This is a genomic window from Marinospirillum perlucidum (assembly GCF_003336805.1).
Lineage (GTDB): Bacteria > Pseudomonadota > Gammaproteobacteria > Pseudomonadales > Halomonadaceae > Marinospirillum > Marinospirillum perlucidum.
Genome location: NZ_QFWJ01000001.1, coordinates 103083 through 122485, shown reverse-complemented (window position 1 = coordinate 122485; position 19403 = coordinate 103083). Strand labels below are relative to the sequence as shown.

At 54.8% G+C, this 19403-nt stretch carries 15 protein-coding genes and 1 tRNA gene; 4 read left to right on the top strand and 12 right to left on the bottom strand.

From position 1 onward, the window contains the following. Positions 1–144 precede the first annotated feature (144 nt). Positions 145–1596, bottom strand: coding sequence for a murein transglycosylase domain-containing protein (locus DFK18_RS00575; RefSeq protein WP_114416261.1), 1452 nt, complete (start codon positions 1594–1596; stop codon positions 145–147). Between the two features lie 250 nt (positions 1597–1846). Between DFK18_RS00575 and DFK18_RS00570 the strand changes: the two genes are divergently transcribed. From DFK18_RS00570 to DFK18_RS00560, 3 genes are all read left to right on the top strand, one after another. Then, the gene (locus tag DFK18_RS00570; protein ID WP_114416260.1) at positions 1847–2407 is read left to right on the top strand and encodes a hypothetical protein; all 561 of its coding nucleotides are present in this window, start codon (positions 1847–1849) and stop codon (positions 2405–2407) included. A 117-nt stretch (positions 2408–2524) separates the two neighbouring features. Further along, positions 2525–4330, top strand: a complete 1806-nt coding sequence (locus DFK18_RS00565; RefSeq protein ID WP_114416259.1) for an acyl-CoA dehydrogenase C-terminal domain-containing protein — start codon at positions 2525–2527, stop codon at positions 4328–4330. Positions 4331–4570: 240 nt separating this feature from the next. Next, on the top strand, positions 4571–6367 hold the full coding sequence (locus tag DFK18_RS00560; protein ID WP_114416258.1) for an acyl-CoA dehydrogenase C-terminal domain-containing protein: 1797 nt from the start codon (positions 4571–4573) through the stop codon (positions 6365–6367). 85 nt (positions 6368–6452) lie between these two features. On the opposite strand, the gene DFK18_RS00555 is transcribed toward DFK18_RS00560, so the two are convergent. From DFK18_RS00555 to bioB, 8 genes are all read right to left on the bottom strand, one after another. Beyond that, positions 6453–9224, bottom strand: coding sequence for a putative bifunctional diguanylate cyclase/phosphodiesterase (locus DFK18_RS00555; protein ID WP_114416257.1), 2772 nt, complete (start codon positions 9222–9224; stop codon positions 6453–6455). Between the two features lie 36 nt (positions 9225–9260). Continuing rightward, positions 9261–9962 (bottom strand): class I SAM-dependent methyltransferase, encoded by a 702-nt coding sequence (locus DFK18_RS00550; protein WP_114416256.1) that lies wholly within the window; start codon positions 9960–9962, stop codon positions 9261–9263. 20 nt (positions 9963–9982) lie between these two features. Beyond that, positions 9983–10067: transfer RNA gene (locus DFK18_RS00545), tRNA-Leu, on the bottom strand. 40 nt (positions 10068–10107) lie between these two features. Continuing rightward, positions 10108–10782, bottom strand: coding sequence for a dethiobiotin synthase (gene bioD / locus DFK18_RS00540; protein ID WP_114416255.1), 675 nt, complete (start codon positions 10780–10782; stop codon positions 10108–10110). After that, complete coding sequence (locus tag DFK18_RS00535) at positions 10779–11528, bottom strand: methyltransferase domain-containing protein (RefSeq protein ID WP_114416254.1); 750 nt, start codon at positions 11526–11528, stop codon at positions 10779–10781. The genes bioD and DFK18_RS00535 overlap by 4 nt, the downstream gene beginning before the upstream one ends. Next, positions 11525–12268, bottom strand: coding sequence for an alpha/beta fold hydrolase (locus DFK18_RS00530; RefSeq protein ID WP_114416253.1), 744 nt, complete (start codon positions 12266–12268; stop codon positions 11525–11527). Before DFK18_RS00530 ends, DFK18_RS00535 begins: the two co-directional genes overlap by 4 nt. After that, complete coding sequence (gene bioF, locus DFK18_RS00525) at positions 12258–13442, bottom strand: 8-amino-7-oxononanoate synthase (protein ID WP_218563863.1); 1185 nt, start codon at positions 13440–13442, stop codon at positions 12258–12260. The genes DFK18_RS00530 and bioF overlap by 11 nt, the downstream gene beginning before the upstream one ends. A gap of 2 nt (positions 13443–13444) precedes the next feature. Further along, positions 13445–14524, bottom strand: coding sequence for a biotin synthase BioB (gene bioB, locus DFK18_RS00520; protein ID WP_114416252.1), 1080 nt, complete (start codon positions 14522–14524; stop codon positions 13445–13447). 63 nt (positions 14525–14587) lie between these two features. On the opposite strand from bioB, the gene DFK18_RS00515 reads away from it, so the two are divergent. After that, positions 14588–15346 (top strand): ComF family protein, encoded by a 759-nt coding sequence (locus tag DFK18_RS00515; protein ID WP_114416251.1) that lies wholly within the window; start codon positions 14588–14590, stop codon positions 15344–15346. Position 15347: 1 nt separating this feature from the next. Here the strand turns inward: DFK18_RS00515 and DFK18_RS00510 are convergent, their stop codons facing one another. The 3 genes from DFK18_RS00510 to DFK18_RS00500 all read right to left on the bottom strand — a co-directional run bounded on the left by DFK18_RS00510 (position 15348) and on the right by DFK18_RS00500 (position 19328). Then, positions 15348–16496, bottom strand: a complete 1149-nt coding sequence (locus tag DFK18_RS00510; protein ID WP_114416250.1) for an acyl-CoA dehydrogenase family protein — start codon at positions 16494–16496, stop codon at positions 15348–15350. A gap of 11 nt (positions 16497–16507) precedes the next feature. Then, positions 16508–17272: an SDR family NAD(P)-dependent oxidoreductase gene (locus DFK18_RS00505; protein ID WP_114416249.1), complete on the bottom strand. Its 765-nt coding sequence runs from the start codon at positions 17270–17272 to the stop codon at positions 16508–16510. A 391-nt stretch (positions 17273–17663) separates the two neighbouring features. After that, positions 17664–19328 (bottom strand): AMP-binding protein, encoded by a 1665-nt coding sequence (locus DFK18_RS00500; protein WP_114416248.1) that lies wholly within the window; start codon positions 19326–19328, stop codon positions 17664–17666. Positions 19329–19403: the final 75 nt, after the last annotated feature.

Here is a 19403-nt window from a genome sequence, read left to right as displayed (position 1 = left end):
GCAGGCAGGTTAAACTGAATTATTGCCAATAAATGCCTGCACTCCTCGCTTCAAAACTGCCAAAGAAGCTAGTTTCCAGAAAGAGAGCATCAGCGAGTAGCTTGCCACCCTTCCAGTCAATTCAACCTGGCAGCTTGCCAACACCTAGTTAGCTGAAGCCAGGGAGCGGTAACGCCCTAAAGCCTCCGTCACCTTTTTAATGTAGCCCCTGGCTTCTGCACGAGGATGGTTACGGTGCAAGCGGTTATAAACCTGCTGCGGCGAGAGTTGATTGATTACCGCTACCGCCTCCCTGCGATCCGAATCAAAGGTTCTCAACACATTCCCTGCACCACCGTTATAAGCGGAAATCATGGCATATTCCCTGGATAGGGGGTGGCGAATATCTTTCAGATAGACATCTCGAAGAATGGTTAGATAACCAGTGCCTATGTCGATATTTTCGGCCGGATTAAATAAAACCGAACGATTGGGCTGATCATTGCGCTGACGCAAGCGCTGGTAGACGTCTCGACCGGCCGTCGCCGGTACGATCTGCATCAAACCATAGGCGGGTATGTGACTGGTGGCATAGGGATTAAAGTGGCTTTCCGTTTCCATCAGCGCATAAATCAGTGCTTCATCGATGCCATAGCGCTCCGAAGCTGCTCGAACCAGATGTTCATACTGCTGCCCCCTGACCTGATTGTGATTGGCCACCAGCGGAATCTCGACCTGATAAACCCGCTGACCACCGCGGTTGATCACCTTGACCTCATTGTTGACCAGGTAGTCAGCATAGCGATTGGCCCGCCACTCCCAACGAACCGGCACTCCTTCGTGATCCTTGATTTGACCGGCCAGTAGCGCAGGGCCGTTGTAATCGATCTGACGGTCGCTATAAATCTCCGGATTCTCGGCATCATAGGGGGTTAATAGCGTTGTTACGATGGCCTGCTTGAGATGCTGACGTGGATTTTCCTGATCAAGGGTTTCCACCAGAATGCGCCCCTGATCAAAATCCATCTCGCCCCGGCTCTGGTAGGAATCCGTGTACTTCACAAACTGGTGTGCCGAACTGGTCGCAACCTCATCTGAACCCCAGCGACTGGCCACCTCCTGACGCAAAGAATTAAGCTGCTGACGGTAATGCTGGAGTTCGCTTTCCAGTTGGTTAATCACCTCCTGGTAATCCTGCATATCCTCAGCTAAATGAGGAAAACGTTGCAGCCAGGTATTCTCTTCGGGTCCTTCTTCCGCCTCAGCAGGCGTAGTCACCGGATCAGAAGCTGCGGTCGGCTGCAGGGAAGTAATTTCCACCTCGGTATTATCCCCAAGAGGAACCCCCTGCTCAGGATTGGCAGGCATCACCTGAACGCGGGTGGGGCTGGGAGGAGCTGCGGGCGGAGCCGGCTCCGATTGAGGAACCGACTCGTTTTCCTGCGTATTCAGCCCGCGAGGTCGAGCCTGAGGAAAACTCTGCCCTCCCGGCCCTGTGACCACACCAACGGACACGTGACTGGATGTTTTACCGGTTGACTGGCAAGCACCCAACAACAGGACACCTGCCAGAATAACGAGTAATTTCAAACCCTTGACCATTAAAACAGATCTCATGTTTACCCTTGATTGGCGGCCAACCAGGTGACCTCTGATTCACTCGTGCGCTTGTTTAAACTGCACTGACAGAGGCTCCCCAGATCGATAGTTAGCCTGGATATTTATCAACTTTCTCTTATTTTACCCTCAAGAAGCTGCCAGCGAGAATACAGTTTGTGTCTGAAGCGTTAAAGAAAAGTGTCGCCTTGCTGCCGGTTAAGGTTTACTATTAATCAATCTAGATTTAATGCTTTGCCGGAAACGAGTCATGGTTATTTCTTCTGTTGACACTTCATCCAATGCCTGGGCCAAACAAAAGACCGGAGCCAACCCGTCGATCGCCTCCCGTACGCTTGATACGGAAGCTTCACGGGAAGGCCAGCCGCTGCATGCAGAGAATGAAGGCTACATCCGTATCGAAGAGAAGAAACAGGACGAGCAAGCACAACAGGGCCTCAAACCCCTGACCGATGAAACCTTTTCTGCCAGTACATCGCTTAATGATGAAGATGATCTCCAGGCGCTCAATGAAACCACCAGCCCGGATTTCACTCTCAGTCTTCACGGGGTCAGCTTTGAAGAACCCCAGGTATTTCTTCCCGAAACCACTCGCCCACCGCAAAAACCAGCCGACCAGCGGCCCGAACTGCCCTTCACTTTCAGTTTCGGCATGCGTCGCCCCCTCGCTGTTGCTGTTGCCATGAGTCATCCTCTGATCGGCAATAGCTCGCCCGTCAGCCCAGCCGAGGCGATCCAACAGACTCTGGATCTGGCTGCTACTAACCGCCTGCCTTACGACAAGGGCGAACAAATCACTCTGGTCGCCTAAGCCAAAAAACTTGTGCAAGATTTCTTGACACCTCCTTTCGTTTGGCTTAAGTTTCAAACATACGTTTGAACTCCTGTTCATCCACCAACAACAAAAGCGGTACGGAGCAAGAAGACTATGCCTACTTATAAAGCCCCCCTGCGTGATATTCGTTTTGTCATGAATGAACTGCTCGGCTATGAAGAGCACTACAAATCCCTGCCTGACGGTGAAGAAGCTGTTGAGGTGGTGGATGCCATCCTGGAAGAAGGTGCCAAGTTTGCCGAGAACATTCTGACTCCCCTGAATCAAAAGGGTGACCAGCAGGGCTGCCAGCTCAAGGATGGCAAGGTTCAAGTCCCCGAAGGCTTTACTGAAGCCTACCAGCAGTATGTTGAAGGTGGCTGGCCTTCCATGACACAAAGCCCTGAATACGGTGGCCAGGGTTTGCCTCATTCACTGGGCATGGTTCTCAACGAGATGATCTGCTCCTCCAACCTGGCCTGGGGCATGTATCCCGGCCTGTCCCACGGTGCCATGAGCGCCCTGGAACACCATGGTACGGATGAACTCAAGCAGACTTATCTGACCAAACTGGTCGAAGGCACCTGGACAGGCACCATGTGTCTGACCGAACCCCACTGTGGTACCGATCTGGGCCTGATCAAGACCAAGGCACTGCCTCAAGACGATGGCAGCTATCAAATCAGCGGCACCAAGATCTTCATCTCTGCCGGTGACCATGAAATGTCGGAAAACATTGTTCACCTGGTACTGGCCAAACTTCCCGATGCGCCAGAAGGCAGCAAGGGTATTTCCCTGTTTGTAGTGCCCAAGTTCCTGCCCGATGCCCAGGGTGAAGCCGGTGAACGCAATGGCGTCAGCTGCGGTGCGCTGGAACATAAAATGGGCATCCACGGCAACTCCACTTGTGTGATGAACTTTGATACAGCCACCGGCTGGATGGTGGGCCAACCCAACAAGGGCCTGGCTGCCATGTTCACCATGATGAATGCCGCTCGTATCGGTGTCGGCATCCAGGGTCAGGGCCTGATTGAAGCTTCCTACCAGAACTCACTGGATTATGCACGCGAGCGTCTGCAAATGCGTGCTCTCTCGGGTGCCAAGGCTCCGGAAAAGGCAGCCGATCCCATTATCGTTCACCCTGATGTGCGCCGTATGCTGCTGACTCAAAAAGCCTTCAGTGAAGGTGGTCGCGCTCTGATCCTCTATACCGCGCAACTGGTTGATAAGGTAGAGCACGGTAGTGAAGAGGACAGCAAAGAGGCTGATGAAATCCTGGGTCTGCTCACCCCCATCGTTAAAGCTTTCCTGACCGAAGTCGGTTTTGAAGCCACCAACGAAGGTCTGCAGGTCTTTGGTGGTCATGGCTTCATCCAGGAATGGGGCATGGAACAGTTCGTCCGTGATGCCCGCATTACCCGCCTCTATGAGGGCACTACAGGCATCCAGGCACTTGACCTTCTGGGTCGCAAGGTACTCATGAACCAGGGCGAAACCCTGAAGAAGTTTACCAAGCAGATTCATAAATACTGCCAGTCTGTCAGCCAGGAAGAAGGCATGCACGAATTCACCAAGCCCCTGTCCGAACTGAACAAGGAATGGGGTGACCTGACCATGAAAATCGGCATGTCAGCGATGCAGAACCGTGATGAAGTTGGTGCTGCAGCTGTCGATTACACCTTTTATGCCGGCTACATCGTCCTGGCCTACTTCTGGGCGCGTATGGCTGAAATTGCTCAGAAAAAACTGGCTGAAGGTAGCGATGAAAAAGCCTACTACCAGGCCAAACTGGACACAGCACGCTTTTACTTCCAGCGTCTGCTGCCCCGTACCCGGGCACACGCTGCAGCCATGTCTGCTGGTGCTGACAGCCTGCTGGCCATGGATGAAGCAGCCTTTGGCCTGGGCTTTGAAGTCTGATTGCTGTCAACCAGGCCTAGCCTGGGGGTGAGAGGAGTAGTTGGGCGGCCTGAGGCCGCCCTTTTTTATTCCTTGATGAATCTTTCCAGACAAAAGCCACAATTTCTTAACGTGATTGCATTTAACTGCTACTCTGATCTGAGACTCATAGGTCACAAAGATTTCTTGTGCTGTGCAGCAAAGTGAGTAAGCTTGCTGTATCAATGACTTAACACCTAAACCCAGGATAGAGGTAAACCCATGGCAAAATACAAGGCTCCCCTACGTGATATGCAATTTGTATTGAACGAGGTTTTTGAAGCCGACAAGCTTTGGGCTTCCATGGAAGCCACTCAGGAAGTCACCCCCGATCTGGCAGATGCCATCTTGGAAGAAGGGGCTAAACTGACCGAAAACGAACTCTTCCCGCTTAACCTGTCTGGTGATGAAGAAGGCTGCCGTTTTGACCAAGGCCAGGTCTTCACACCCAAGGGTTTCAAGGAAGCCTACCAGGCACTGTCTGAAGGTGGCTGGATGGGTCTGGGTGGCAACCCCGAATACGGCGGCCAGGGCATGCCCAAGATGCTGACCGTACTCTTTGAAGAGATGCTCTATGCATCCAACGCCTCCTTTACGCTCTACCCGGCGTTGAACAACGGGGCGACTCTCCTGCTGGACTCTCACGCCAGCGAGGAAATCAAGGAAAAATTCCTGCCGCCCATGTACGAAGGCCGCTGGATCGGCACCATGTGCCTGACCGAGCCCCATGCCGGTACTGACCTGGGTCTGATTCGCACCAAAGCAGAACCCAAGGATGACGGCACCTATAGCATTACCGGCAACAAGATCTGGATCACCGGTGGTGAACATGATCTGGCCGAGAACATCATCCACTTGGTTCTGGCCAAGCTACCGGATGCACCCAAGGGCACCCGTGGTATTTCCCTGTTCCTGGTTCCCAAGTTCAAGATCAATGCCGATGAAAGCCTGGGCGACCACAATCTGGTCAACTGTGGCAACATCGAGCACAAGATGGGCATCAAGGGTTCTGCCACCTGTGTAATCAACTTTGATGGTTCCGAAGGCATCATGATTGGCGAACCCCACAAGGGTCTGGCGGCCATGTTCACCATGATGAACTACGAACGCCTGTCCATTGGTATCCAGGGTCTGGGTCTGGGTGAAGTTGCCTATCAGAGTGCCATGGATTTCGCCAAGGAGCGCATTCAGTCCCGCGCCCCCACCGGCCCAAAAAATCCTGACAAGGCTGCTGATCCCATCCTGGTTCATCCGGATGTACGCCGCATGGCCCTGAATGTTCGTGCTTTCAACGAAGCCAGCCGCGCCTTTGCATCCTACGTGGGCATGCAGCTGGATATCAGCAAGTATCACACCGACGACACCACGCGTAAGCATGCGGCTAATCTCGTTGCCCTGCTGACCCCGATCGCCAAGGCTTTCATCACTGACCGGGGCTTCGACGCCACCGTTGAAGCCCAGCAAATCTATGGCGGTAGCGGCTACTGCTCCGAATGGGGTGCTGAACAATACGTTCGTGATGCGCGCATCGCACAGATTTACGAAGGCACCAACGGCATTCAGGCCATGGACTTGATGGGTCGCAAGGTTTTTGCCAACAAGGGTGAATTCCTGGCAATTTTTGCCAAGGACGTACGTGAATTCCTGCAGGAAGTATCCGGTCAGGAAGCCATGCAACCCTGGGTAACGGCTCTGGAAACCGAGCTTAAGCGCCTGGAAAGTGTAACCGAAGCCGTGATCAAGGCCGCTTCAGAAAATCCTGAAGAAATCGGCGCAGCAGCGGTCGATTATCTTAACCTCTTTGGTCTGGTGGCCTATGCCTACATGTGGGCACGCATGGCCAAGGTTGCCCAGGATGAAGTGGATGCCGACTCTTCCGGTTTCTATGCCGCCAAGATCCAGGTCAGCAACCACTACCTGAAGCGTGTACTGCCACGCACCCTGGCCCTGGAACAACAGATTCTGGCCGGTGCAGAAGTGCTGATGACTCTGGAAGAAGAAGCCTTCTACGCTGAATAAGCAGTGTTAGCCTAGGTATGAAAAAAGCCCCTGCTCTTGGAGCAGGGGCTTTTTTTGTGCTTGCCATCCGTAACCGCTGAAACCGTTACAGCTCTTTTAGCTGGAGTGCAATCTTGTCGCAGGCTGCCAACACCTCATCCCTGGGAAGAGGGCGACTGAAGTAATACCCCTGCACCAGATGACAATTGGATTCTCGCAGAAACGCCAGCTGCTTGCGCTCTTCCACCCCTTCAGCCACAACTTCCAGATTCAACTTGCTGGCCATGGCACTGACTGCAGAAATAATGGCCATGTCATCCTTGTCACCGGGAATATCCTGAACAAAAGAACGGTCAATTTTGAGTGAATGCACAGGCAACTGCTTGAGGTAACTCAGTGACGAATAACCCGTTCCGAAATCATCAATGGACAGGCTGATTCCCAGATCCTCGATTTGATGCAGGATGGGTAGACTCAGATCCATTTGATCCATCAGGGTGCTTTCCGTGATCTCCAGCTCCAGGTACTGGGGCGGCAGGTTGTAATCGCTCAACAAGGCATCCAGATGCTGGGGCAGACTCTTGTCCTTCAACTGGCGCGGTGAAAGATTCACAGCCACATAACAACGGTAATCCAGGCGCTCATTCAGCCAGGCCAGATCACGACAGGCCTGTTCCAGCACCTGGTGGCCCAGCTCAACAATCAACCCGGTTTCCTCGGCAATGGGAATAAATTCAGCCGGTGAGATCAAACCGCGTTTAGGGTGATGCCAGCGTACCAGCGCCTCAAAACCCACCACGGTTCCCAAAGGCAGATTGACCTGGGGCTGATAGTAGACTTCAAAACTGCGTTCAGCCAGGGCCGTACGCAATTCTGTTTCCACTTCCAACAGGCGTGAAGCCTGATCATTCATCTCATGGCTGAAGAACTGGTAGTTATTACGCCCCTGACTTTTGGCTCGATACATGGCCAAGTCAGCATTTTTCAACAACTCGGTCGGGCTGGTGCTGTCTTCCGGTGCCAGGGCAATTCCCACCGAGGTGGTAACGATAACACTCTTGTTGCCCAGAATAATCGGATGGCTCAACTGTTCTATGATCTTGCGAGCGACCGCCGCTGCTGCATCGGCATGATGAAGATCGTGTACCAGCAGGGTAAATTCATCACCCCCCAAACGGGCGATGCTGTCTGATTCTCTTACACAGGTGCGCAGGCGTTCAGCCACAGTGATCAGCAGCTGGTCGCCGGAATCATGGCCCAGGGTGTCATTGATACGCTTGAAGTGATCCAGATCCAGATACAAAAGAGCAGCCAGACTCTGTTGGCGTTTGGCCAGTTTAATCGCCTTGTGCAGGCGTTGTTTGAACAGTCTGCGGTTTTCCAGACCTGTCAGGGTGTCATACAGAGCCAACTGCTCCATCTTCTGATGGGTTTGCTTGAGCGCGGTGATATCCTCGGCCACCAGTACGAAGAAGGCTTCCTCCTGCTTGGCCAGTTGAACCGGCGACATGGAAACCATCATCCAGTAGTGTTGCTGAACCGTCACCTGGAACTGCAGTTCACCACGCCAGTGACCCAGTTCACGCATTCCGCGAAGCAGCTGATGCCTCTGGCTGCGTCTGACATTCCCCTTCAAGAGATCTTCTAACTGCTGGTCCTGCAGCTCTTCCTGCTGCCGTCCCAGCAGCTGGCACAAGCGCGTGTTGGTATAGCGAATCTGCCCCTGGCTATTGCAGATCAGTATGGCACTACCACTATGTTCCAGAGCACTGGACAAGAGTTGCAACTGCTGCTGCTGTTCCCGCTGAGTACTGACATCCTGGGAGATACTGAGAATAACGCTCTTACCGTCGACATCGGTAAAATGCAGTTTACTTGTTTCCCAGGTACGCGGAGCTTCCTCTCCCATGCCGGGAATTTCTTCCTCCTGCATAAAGAGATTTTCACCGCTGGACAGCAGTGCACGCTCCTGACGTAGTTGCTGCTCGAATGCCTGGTTGTCCCCCGTCAGCTCAGCCAGATTGGAGCCAATCAGGTCTGAGGGTTCGCCATGGAAAAAGCGGGCTGTCGCCTGATTGGCCAGGACAAAACGTCCTTCATTGTCTCGTGCATAAATCATCTGGGGAGCCAGATCAATTACCTGACGCAGGCGCTTTTCACTGCGTTCGCGTCCACGCATCAACTTGGAAAGCTGATAGGCCGCAAAAAAGCCCAGGTTGAGAAGAAACAGCAATACCAGCAACGCAGGCACCATGGCTGTGCGCACCAGTTCCTGACCCGGACGCGGCAGAGGGTAACGCAAATAAGCCAGGGTCTTGCCCTGGGGGCCGGTCAAAGGCAGCAACCCCTGACCACTCACCACAACGCCCTTGAGGCTAAGGCTAACCCGGGGAAGCTGATGACTGCTCTGCCAGCTGGCCAACAAGGGAGCTGTCAAAGGATCCAGCAAAACAAAAGGCTGATCCGACCCGGCAGAGGAATAAAAGAAATAGACCTGATCTTCAATTCGCACCAAGCCCTGACTTAGATCGCCAAAATCCAATTCAGCCAGCAAGGAAGGCCGGATCGGCGGCGAATTCCCGCATAGTTGCTCCTGCTGCTCCCCTTTCTGGAACAGCAAACACTGGTCATCAAGATGCAAAGGCAGGAGTTCGGTGAAACGCTGGGGTGTTAATTGCTCATGCAAAACGCGTAGCTGCTCGGCCAGCCGTTGGATGTCACCGAGATGGTCTTGCAGTCGGTAGCGCAGCTCCTGCTTGAGACTTTCCTGAGCGCGCAAATCACTGTGATTCCCTAAAAGAATCAGTGCAAACACCAGAGCAATAACTGATGCACCGGCCAGAAAAATAAAAGGAGCAAAAACCCGAAAAGAAAACATGGAGTTAGGCTGAAGGGTTGAAACGGCAGCAAAGCATCATACAGAAACCATCTTTCCTTCACAAGCCAGCCGCTTCAGGATAACCACGGCCTTGCCACGATAAACCTCGCGTAACGGCCAGTTTTGGCTGATCCAATCCAGGCTGGCATCACTGAAAAAGGTGATGTGAGTCGGGTCGAGAAGATAATGCCAGCGACGAAATGCCTCCAGATCACGGGGACGCTGGGTCATGATAACCAGCAGGCCATCTTCTTGCAGACAAGAACTTAGCTGCTCCAGCACTAGCCCCGGGCGGGAAAGATGCTCGAAAACCTCGGTACTCACAATAAAATCATAAGGCTGCTGCCAGTGAGGAACAGGTGCAAAGTAGGGATCATAATCAGTACAGAGAAAGCCCGCTTCTTGCAGCATCAGAGACAGCGTCGGTCCCGGCCCACAGCCAAAATCCAGCCCCTGCAAAGGTCTTCCACGTTGGTTTTTCAGTGCTTCAAGAAAAGGCAGCAAGGGTTGCAATAACTGGTTTAAAAAACGTCGATAGCCGGGATCATCCGGGTTATTTTCGTGCAGCTCATACACCTGTTTTTCTGCAGCCCCATCCAAATGAAATTCAGCCGGCACAAAAACCAGGCCACATAGATGACAGCGCCAGAATTCACGACCTTGAAGGGGTTTACGCGTTTCGGTATGCCAGAGAGAGCTGGCGGCTTGCTCACAAAGAGGGCAATCGGGGGAGGGCATGATTCAGTCCTGAAACTGAATGGTGCGGATGGGGAGACTCGAACTCCCACACCTTGCGGCACCAGAACCTAAATCTGGCGTGTCTACCAATTCCACCACATCCGCTGAAGAGATGCCGCGCATTTTATAGAAATCAGTTAGCAAGTCAAGCACTTCCTGGCAACTGCAGATATTGGCTGACAGTTTCCGGATCCGGATTTTGCAGACAAGGAACCCGACCCAGGCAGGGCGCAGGCAGCAAGCGCGCCAGGGTTTGCCAGTTTTCTTCTTCGCGGGCCATGGCTTCTCCCGTGGTATTGGCTACCCAGCCTGCCAACGGCAAGCCATCACGCAAAATGGCTTCAGCGGTCAGAAGAGCATGATTCAGGCAGCCCAACTGCATACGCACCACGAGTATTACCGGCAATTGCAGCTGACGCGCCAAATCGGCCAGGGTCTGCTGGCCTTGCAGAGGAACCCGCCAACCCCCGGCTCCTTCCACCAGGGTTAAATCCGCTTTTTTCAAAAACTGTCCTCTGACCCGCCCGGCCAGACGTTCCAGATTCAGCTGACGGCCTTCTTCTGCCGCAGCCAGATGGGGGGCAATTGCCGCCTTGAACACCAGCGGATTGACTTCAGAATAGCTGGGTTCAAGACTACTGGCTGCCTGCAGGGCCAAAGCATCCTCATTCACCAGCCCCTGGTCACTTTCCTCGGCTCCGGCCGCGACAGGTTTTAGCCCCAGGGTGGATAATCCCTGCTGCCGGGCCAGTTGCAAAAAACCACAACTGATCAAGGTTTTACCGGCATCGGTGTCCGTTGCTGTGACAAAGTATTTCAAGCGCTTAGCTCCATGATCAAAACCTGGTAAGTCAAAGGTAGCCCCTGTTCTGTGCGCCGGGCTTCCAGCTGTTGGTGAACCCGCCGATAGTTCTCGCGGCGCAAGCGACCTGGTGTACCCGAGGCTCCCACACCACTGACTGATTTCAGCAGTTCACGACTGCTGGGATAATAAAAGACTTGGCGGGAGGCTTCCAGATGGATACCGGCAAATCCAGCCGCCTCCAGAAGCCCCTGATATGCCTGCAGGGGCATGAATGGCAGTACCCGGCTGGCCAGGCCCGCCTGCCTCCAGGCCTGGTCGATTTCTTCCAGGCTCCCGGGTAATAGACTGGTCATTAAAGCCCGGCCTCCAGGCACCAACAGCCGTTGCAATTGGTCAAAAAAACCGGGGAAGTGGCAACACCATTGCACAGCCAGATTGGAAAAAATCAGCTCCTGGCTCTCCTTCGCAAAAGGCAAGCGTGCAGCATTGGCCTGAACCCAGTGCAAATGAGGATAATCCTGTCGGGCCTGGCGTAGCATCCCCTCACTTAAATCCACCCCCATCACGGCAGCTTGTGGATAGGCGGACTGAAGCGCTGCACTCCAATGGCCGGGGCCGCAACCCAAGTCAACAATTCGGGTCGCTGTTGCGGGTCTTCTCTGCCAGATCAACTGGCCTAGCTGCTCCTGAGCCACAGCCAGCTGACGATAATCACTGGCGGCACGATCAAAGCAGGTCTGAATTCGCTGCCAAGCGGTCATGATGGCTGCTCCGCCCAATTCTGAAGTAGTTCAGCCAGAGCATGCGACTGAGTCATCGGCAGCAGGTGACCGGCACCGGCCAGGGTTTCCCAGTGCAAAAGCTCATCCTGATATTGACTAATCAGAGGACTCCAATCCGGGCAAAGGGGATCAGCAGCTCCTCTGACCAATAGCCAGGGTCTTCGAGGCGCTTTTAACAGTGACCAGCTTTGTAATTGCGCCAGCAAATCCAGACCGGCTTCCAGCGCCGTCAGTGACCAGGTATTCTGCTCTTCGAGGCGTTGGGTCCAGTGGCTGGCATCATAATCGCCCTGGGCCTGCCAGTTAACAAAGTGCTTCCATCCCGCTGACGGGTTTCGCTTGAAACGGCGTGCAAACACCCTAAGCTCTGCTGCTCGTAATCCCCAGGACTGGTCCTGGCTTGCTAGAAATCCCGGTCCCATACCCAGGCTGACCAATCCTTTGCAACTGGCCTGATAGTTCGGATGACTGGCCAATTGACTCATCACCAAGGCCCCCAGTGACCAGCCACCCCAGAGAGCGGCTTGTGGATGCTGGGCATGCAAGGCCGCATAAAGGGGTTCCCTGTCCCCGGCTAGAACCGCTTTCCAGATGGCTTCATCACGAGGCCAGTCCAGCAGTTTAACCGGCCAGGGATAGAGGGCCGCTTTCAGGCCTTCCAGACAGGAGGCTGGCATACCCCAGCCAGGCAGAAAAACCCAGGGCAATTTATCCGACATCGCTGTTTGCCTCTTCTTCAGCAGCCAGTTCAGCCAAGGCTTCCAGCAAAAGTGCCAAGTGGTCATAACGGTGTTTGGCGGTCAGGGTAATTCTCAGGCGAGCCGTCCCCGGCGGTACCGTGGGCGGACGGATGGCCATCACCAGAAAACCGCTTTCTTTAAGAGCTTGCGACCAGCGCAGGGCCCGCGCATTATCACCCAGAAGCAGGGGCTGAATAGCCGTTTGTGATGGCAGGAGCGGCAAACCCAGCGCCTTGGCCCCGTGGCGGAAAAAGGCCAGATTATCCTGCAGATCCTGGCGTCTTTGCGGTTCAGCAGCCAACAGATCCAGCGCCTTGAGACTGACACAGGCCTGGGCTGCTGGCTGAGCCGTGGTATAAATATACTGGCGTGCAAACTGACGTAAATAATCAATAACCAGGCGATCCCCGGCGATAAAGGCACCTGCCGAACCCAGGGCCTTGCCCAGGGTCGCCGTTAAAAGGTGCACCTGGTCGCTGCCGAAACGCCGCCCCACCAAGCCACTTCCCTCTTCACCCAGAACTCCCAGGCCATGAGCATCATCCAACAGCAACCAGGATTGCGAAGCCTCGGCCAAACGCGCCAATTCAGCCACCTCGGCCTGATCACCATCCATGCTAAAAACAGCGTCGCTGACCAGCAAACGCCGACCACTGCCGGACTTTTCCAACAGGCCTTTCAGGTGGGAAGAATCCAGATGACGATAGCGGCGAAAACGAGCGCCACTAGCCAGACCGGCATCCAGCAAAGAGGCATGATTCAGCTTATCCTGGTAAACCTCACCCCCCTTGCCAATCAAAGTCTGAACAGCAGCCAGGTTGGCGAGATAACCACTGCTGAAAGTCAGGGCGGCTTCACGTCCGGTCAGGTCTGCCAGCCGCTCTTCCAGCTCCTGGTGGGGTTGCTGGTGACCGCAAACCTGGTGGGAAGCACCACTGCCCGTCCCCCAGCGTTGGGCGCCAGCAATCAGGGCGGCTTCCAGACGAGGATCAGCCGCCAATCCCAGGTAATCATTGCTGGAGAAATTAATCATTTCCCGCCCCTGGCACCGAATCTGCGTACCCTGGGCGCTATCCAGGAGGGGTGGCTGACGCCAGAGTTGCTGTTTTTGGCGCTCAGCCAGGGCCTGCTCGATAAAAGCCAGGTCCGGCATGCTCAGACCACCAGACCACAGGGTTTAGTAACCGCCTCGCCCTGCTTGCGGGTGGCATCCTGATAAAGGCTGGAATTGTCTTCCATGGCTGCTTTCAAGGCAGCCTGATGTGCTGCCTCACCACCGGGCAACGCCTGCTGATGAGTATTGATGCCCAAGCGTGCAAAAAGCTGGCGATCTTCATCCGCTTCGGGATTACTGGTGGTCAAAAGCTTATCGCCGTAAAAAATCGAGTTGGCACCGGCAAAAAAGGCCATGGCCTGCTGAGCGGCATCCAGATTTTCACGACCGGCAGACAGGCGAATACGCGAGCGAGGCATGACCAGTCGAGCCACGGCAATCATGCGGATGAATTCCAAAGGCTCCAGATCCTCCACATCTTCCAGGGGAGTACCCGCCACCTTGACCAGCATATTAATGGGCACACTTTCCGGATGCGGTTGCAGGCTGGAAAGCTGCTGCAAGAGACCAATGCGATCCTGTGCTTCCTCACCCATGCCGATGATCCCGCCACAGCAAACCTTCATCCCTGCTTGGCGAACCTTGTCCAGGGTTTCCAGACGGTCTGCGTAGGTGCGGGTGGTAATGATCTCGTTATAAAACTCTTCCGAGGTATCCAGATTATGGTTGTAGTAATCCAGACCGGCAGCGGCCAGTTCTTCTGCCTGGCCATCCTTCAACATGCCCAGCGTCATGCAGGTTTCCAGCCCCAGATCCTTGACCTGACGAATCATCTCCGTCACCGCAGGCATGTCTTTGGTTGTGGGTGAACGCCAGGCTGCCCCCATGCAAAAACGGCTGGCTCCGGCATCCTTCGCAGCCTTGGCCTGGTTGACCACCTTGTTGACTTCCAGCAACTTCTCCTTGTCCAGCCCTGTGTTGTAATGACCGGATTGCGGGCAGTATTTGCAATCTTCAGGACAACTGCCCGTTTTGATCGACATCAGCGTCGACACCTGAACATCATTGGGATCAAAGTGGCGGCGATGGCAGGTCTGGGCCTGAAACAACAAATCGTTGAACGGCAGGGCAAAGAGCTCGGCAATTTCCTGCTGAGTCCAGTCGTGGCGAATCTCGGTCATGGAGCCATCCTGTAAACTTTAAAAACAAACATAGTTAACAAGGAAGGATGCCGGAGGCCAGGAATGCTGTCAACTAAAATACAAGCGACGGTTAACAAGCTGCTCGCCCCCGGCTATCGCTTTAACCAGCGGCTGAGATACCTGCTGCCCGGCGAATGCCTGCTCTGTGCCTGCCCGGTAAAAACCGCCGAGGATCTCTGCCCCGCCTGCCGCCAGGAACTCCCCTACAACGCTGACTGCTGCCGGCAATGCAGCCAGCCGCTGGATTTAATCAGCCACAGCCCGCTGCTGTGTAAAAATTGCCAGCAACAGCCCCCTGCTTTTGATCAACTTCTGGCACCCCTGAAATACGAACCGCCCTGGGATCGTCTGCTCCTGGCATTCAAAACCCGGGGTCAGCGAACGGCAGGGGGACTCTTGGTGGACCTGCTCAGACAAGAGCTGGAAAACCGCTTAATTCGACAAGACTGGGATGCTTTGGTCGTCCTTCCCGCCCAGAAAAACCACCAGCACCAACGCAGCCTGCATGCACCCACCTGGCTGGGACGCAGGCTAGCCTGGTCTTGGCAACTGCCTTTTCGCCCGCAACTCCTGCAGCGTCGCAAGAACCGCAGTAGTCAGCAGGGGCTGGATCGGAAAAAGCGCTGGAAGAATCCCAAGGGGGCTTTTCAGGCAAGCAAGGACGTGGAAGGCCTGCGTTTGCTTCTGGTGGATGATGTCGCCACCACCGGAGCCAGTTGCCACTGGGCAGCCCAGGAATTGAAAGACCGGGGTGCCCTGGCAGTGACGGCCATTGCAGCCGCCCGAACACCCCGATTTTGAATCAGGCCAACAGGTGGCGCGCGAGTATCAGCTTCTGGATTTCACTGGTGCCTTCATAGATGCTGGTCACGCGAATATCCCGGGCATAACGCTCCAGCGGATACTCCTTCATGTAACCATTGGCACCCAGCATTTGCAGGGCGGCATAACAGGCCTGATTGCCCTTCTCGGTCGCCATCAACTTGGCCATGGAGGCCTGGGCAGCAAAGGGTTTACCAGCTTCCTTGAGCGCCGCTGCCTGAAGCGTCAAGAGGCGGGCCGCCTCCATCTCGGTGGCGTGTTCTGCCAGCATCCACTGCAGACCCTGGAAATCAGCCAGAGGCCGTCCGAACTGCTTGCGCTCCAGCAGGTAATCACGGGCATAGTCCAGAGCAGCTCCGGCAACCCCCAGGGCCAGGGAGGCAATGCCGATGCGCCCACCCGCCAGTTCGGTCACGGCAATCTTGAAGCCCTGATTTTCTTCCCCCATGAGAGCATCCAGCGGAATCCGGCAGTCGGTAAAGGTCACCTCATGGGTGCCCGAACCCTTCTGACCCATTTTTTCTTCCGGTTTGCCCACGGCCAAGCCCGGTGTACCGGCGGGAACCAGAAAACAGGAAATCCCCTTGCCCTTGGGAGCCTCAGGATCAGTCACCGCCCAGACAACATAAACCCCGGCCAAGGCCGCCGTGGAAATCCAGACTTTCGTGCCATTGAGCACCCAGGCATCCCCATCCTTGACTGCACGGGTTTTCATGGCCGCTGGATCAGAACCGGCTTCGGTCTCGGTTAGGCAAAAACTGCCACCGTAGTATTCACCTGAACACAGCTTGGGCAGGTAATTCTGCTTCTGCTGCTCCGTGCCTATGGCCTGGATCACCTCTGCAACCATGTTGCTGACCGAAACGGAAACTGCCGTGGAGGCACAGCCTCGGGCCAGCTCGGTAATGGCCAGGGAGAAAGCCAGACTCCCGGCCTCGGCCCCGCCAAAATCCGAATGGATGTTCAGTCCCATAAAGCCCAGTTCAGCCAACTGCTGCAGGTGGCTTTTCAGAATCTCGGGATTTGCCGTGGTATCCAGCTCGGCAGCCTGGGGTGCCAAGACCTCGGTAGCAAACTGGCGTGCCGTATCCTGGATCAGGGTTTGTTCTTCGGTCAGATCAAAATTCATGGACAGCTTCCTCAAACCATACGGATGGCACCATCCATGCGGATGACTTCACCGTTCAAGTAGGTGTTTTCAATGATGTGGGCTGCCAGGGAAGCAAACTCATCCGGCTTGCCCAGGCGCTTGGGAAAGGGCACACCCGCTTCCAATTGTTCACGGGCTTCATCGGGAATACCGCTCATCATGGGTGTACCGCAAACACCGGGGGCAATGGTCATCACCCGGATGCCATGACGCGAGAGCTCACGCGCCAGCGGCAGGGCCAGACCCACAACTCCGGCCTTGGAGGAAGCATAGCTTGCCTGCCCCACCTGACCGTCAAAGGCGGCGATGGAGGCGGTATTGATGATCACACCCCGCTCACCATCTTCCAGGGCCTCGCATTTGGCCATGGCCGCTGCGGCCAAACGGGCAACATTAAAGCTACCCACCAGATTGATATTGATACCCTTGCTAAAGGCATCCAGATCAGCCGGGTTTAAATCACGATCCAGCAGTTTTTGCACGACCACAATACCGGCACAGTTGATCACCCCCGAGAGACGACCAAACTGGCTGACCGCCAGATCCACCGCCGCCTGCACTTCTTCGGCGGAAGTCACATCACAGCGGCTGAAAGCAGCCACTTCACCCAGCTCGGCAGCCAGCTTTTCGCCTGCCTCGGAATTCAAATCCGCTAACACCACACGGCCACCACGGGCAACGAGATAGCGGGCCGTGGCTTCACCAAGACCGGAAGCACCGCCGGTAATCAGAAAGGTTTGTTGATCGATTTTCATCAGCCTGGGTTCTCTTATGTCAGTTTTTGGGATTCAGTTCACGCCCACCAAACGCTCGCAGGCGGGCAGGTTGCTGTCGAGTCAGGCTGTCTGCAACAGGACGTATTCACGCGTCCTGACTCGCAGTGCCTTGCCCTCTTTTTACCTGCAAGGTCATTGGCTCTTCATCGCATTCGGCTTTTCTAGGGAGCCTCTGATCAACGTGATGAGCGCAGGTTAGGCAAGGCGAAATTGAACGAAAAAGCGGAGTTTACAGCGAGTAAATGAGCATTATGAGATCAATTTCAACGCAGCATAAGCAAGCGCAATAGTTAATCAGAGGTTTCCTCGCTCACTGCTTGCCAACAACCTTGCCCTTACCTCTGAGCAGAATCGAAATTCGGACTCTGAACTAGTCTTCAGCTTCCTGCTCAGCCTGCTTGCGCAGGATAAAGCGTTGAATCTTGCCACTGGGCGTCTTAGGCAACGCCTCGACAAATTCAATCTCACGCGGGAAGGCGTGTGCGGACAGCCGCTCGCGAACCAGCGCCTGGATATCCTTGACCAGGCCGTCACTGGGTTCATGGCCATCACGCAAAACCACATAGGATTTGATCACAAAGCCGCGCAATTCATCCGGCTTGCCCACCGCTGCGGATTCGGCCACCGCTGCATGCTCCAGCACGGTATTTTCCACATCAGTGGGCCCCACGCGGTAACCAGCAGTGGTGATGATGTCGTCGTCGCGACCGGCAAACCAGAAGGTGCCGTCTTCATGTTTTTCCACCACATCACCAGTCAGGTAATACTTGTCGTGGAAGGGCTTTTTCTCCTGCCAGGTGTATCCCTGGAAGAAGAAGGCAGGAGAAGCCTCCATATCCACGGCCAGCTGACCGGTTTCACCTGCTTCCAGCTCGCGGTATTCAGCATCCAAAATCACCAGGCGATAACCGGGCATGGGCATGCCCATAGAGCCGACCGGGCTGTGGTGGGTCAAGGCATGGTGACAACAACAGGTCATGCCGGTTTCAGTTTGACCATAGTGGTCCATTACCCGGCAGCCCAGGTTATCACTCACCCAGTTCACCACCTCGGTGTTCAGGGGCTCCCCAGCCGAGCTGGCCACGCGCAACTGCAGCTCATCCGCCTTCTGGTCCAACTCGCCACTGGATTTCATCATCCGGTAGGCCGTGGGCGCCGAGGCCAGATTGGTAATTCCGTGTTTCTTCAAAAATTCCAGAGTGTTTTCGGCTGTAAACCCGGCTTCATTGAAGTGGGTGGTCACCCCCAGCAACAAGGGGCCAGTGATGGCGTAATAGAGGCCATAGGCCCAACCGGGATCAGCCATATTCCAAAATTTGTCGCCTTCCTGCAGATCGATGGCATAGCGCATGTAAATATAAAAAGCGGGCAGCGCCTTGACGGGAACCGCCACCCCCTTGGATTTACCCACGGTGCCGGAGGTAAACATCTGCAGGAAGGGCGCTTCAGCATCAAGGGCTTCAGCTTCAAAATCAGTCGCCTGGCCTTCCAGTAGACTGGCGTAATGCTGATCACCCCAGTCACTGGCCTCGCTTTGCGAGCCCAACAGAATCATTTCCGGCAGGTCGGTAATGGGTTTAAATTTCTCCCGATTCTCGGCATCGGTGAAGACCAGCTTGGTCTTGGCCTGCTTGAGGCGGTATTCAATGGCTTCATAGCCAAAGGCGGTAAACAGGGGCTGGTAAACCGCACCCAGACGCCAGCTGGCCAGGATCAACGCCAGCAGCTCAGGCGTACGCGGCAGCATCGCAGCAATGCGGTCGCCCTTTTGCACACCACGACTTTTCATCATGTTGGCCAACTGGCCGGTTAGCCGATCCATTTCAGCAAAGGTCAGTTGGGTCACCTTGCCTTCTGCCGATTCATGGATCAGGGCAGGCTGATCAGCCTTGCTGCCACGGGCATGACGACCGCAGCATTCGGTATAGGCGTTAAAACCTTCCTTGAGACTGCCTTCCAGTTTGCTTTCCACATCCGCCAACTGAAAGTCCTGCATGAAGGCTGCGTAATCCTGTGCTTGAGCTATTTCAGCCATTTGATACCTCCGGTCATCGCTTGTTGTTTTTGTATAACCTTGACGTAAACGTCAACTTGTAAATCCAAATAAAGG